Raw genomic sequence first — 1,556 nt, forward strand, 5'->3', positions numbered from 1 at the left:
CTAGACGATATGAGGTGTGGTGGTCGTCTGACGTAGGACTGGAACCCCGGGTTCAAAGAGGTTCGTGGGTTGCTGGTCCACGGTCTGTTCCGCAATCTGGTGCGGGGTGTGGACTGGTAGAGCCACATTTGAACGTCTGGAGGTTCCAGTCATGAATAAGCGTACCTATGTCGGTTTGGATGTCCACGCACGCAGCGTCAAGGGCTGCGCTATCGACTGCGAGACCGGTGAGATTCTGCGCCAGAGCCTGGCCGCCAACGATGCCGGGACCGTCGAGTGGGTGTCCGGGTTGCCGGGCCCGGTGCTGGTTGTCTATGAGGCAGGTCCGACCGGGTTCGGCCTGGCCCGGTGCCTGAATGCCGCCGGGATGGAATGTGTGGTGGCGGCGCCCTCCAAACTCCAGCGCCCGTCCGGGGACCGGGTGAAGACCGATGCCCGGGATGCCGAGCACTTGGCCCGGTTGGCCCTGCTGGGCCAGATCACCCCGGTGCGTGTCCCGGGTCCCTCGCAGGAAGCGGCCCGAGATCTGGTCCGGGCCCGCGAGGACGTCCGGGCGGACCTGATGCGGGCCAGGCACCGCGTCTCGAAGCTCCTGCTGCGCCACGGCCTCGTCTACTCCGGCGGCCATGCCTGGACCGACGCCCACCACACCTGGCTGCACCGGCAACGTTTCGATGACCCTGCCCTGCAGGCCGCCTACGAGGCCGGCATGGAGACCGCCGAGCTGACGCTGGACCGCCGGAACCGCTTGGATGCGAAGATCACCGCGATGGCGGCCACCGAACCGTATGCCCCGGTCGTGCGGGCCCTGATGTGTCTGCGCGGGATCTCGGTGCTGACCGCTTTCGGCCTGGCGGTGGAAATCGGCGACTGGACCCGCTTCACCGGCTCCACCATCGGCGCGTATCTGGGCCTCGTCCCCTCGGAACATTCCTCGGGCGCGTCCCGGTCCCAGGGCGCCATCACCAAAACCGGAAACACCCACGCCCGCCGGCTGCTGGTCGAGGCCGCCTGGCACCACCGCCGGCCCTACAACAACGCCAGCCGTGACATGCGCACCCGCTGGGACGCAGCCGACGAAGCCTCCCGGGTCCGCGGCCATCAGGGCAACCACCGGCTGCACCGGAAATGGGAGCAATTCGAAGCCCGGCACAAACGCCGGGTCATCGCGAACGTCGCCATCGCCCGCGAGCTGGCCGGCTGGTGCTGGTCCCTCGCCGCCCCCATCCAACAGGAAAACCCATGGACGGATGAATAAACGTGGCCGTTCCCGCCCCGCCCGGACGGCTTGGCAGCGTGGAGGAGACCCGCGAAACACCTATGGACAACCGGCAAAAACACCGGTGACGCCCGACATCGCTAGACCAGCGGCACCCCTCCAGCCGAACACCTCGTCCTGCGGTAACCAACCCGCGCATATCAGTCTGACAGCGCCGTCGATCACGACGCGCCGGCCGCCCGGGCCAGACAGGGAACGGACACAAAGAGCGGTCCAAGACAAACCAGCCTTGGACCGCTCACCCTTGCCCTCTTGACAAAGAACTCCTACATATCAG

General features: G+C 66.8%; 1 protein-coding gene. It reads left to right on the forward strand.

What is annotated here, in order from left to right:
- Positions 1-151: 151 nt before the first annotated feature.
- A complete protein-coding gene (locus AC1DFR_RS22305) occupies positions 152-1,258 on the forward strand; it encodes an IS110 family RNA-guided transposase (RefSeq protein ID WP_476874499.1) in 1,107 nt (368 codons plus the stop codon).
- The last annotated feature ends 298 nt before the right edge of the window (positions 1,259-1,556 follow it).

It is taken from the genome of Arthrobacter sp. 05T410 (assembly GCF_056396505.1).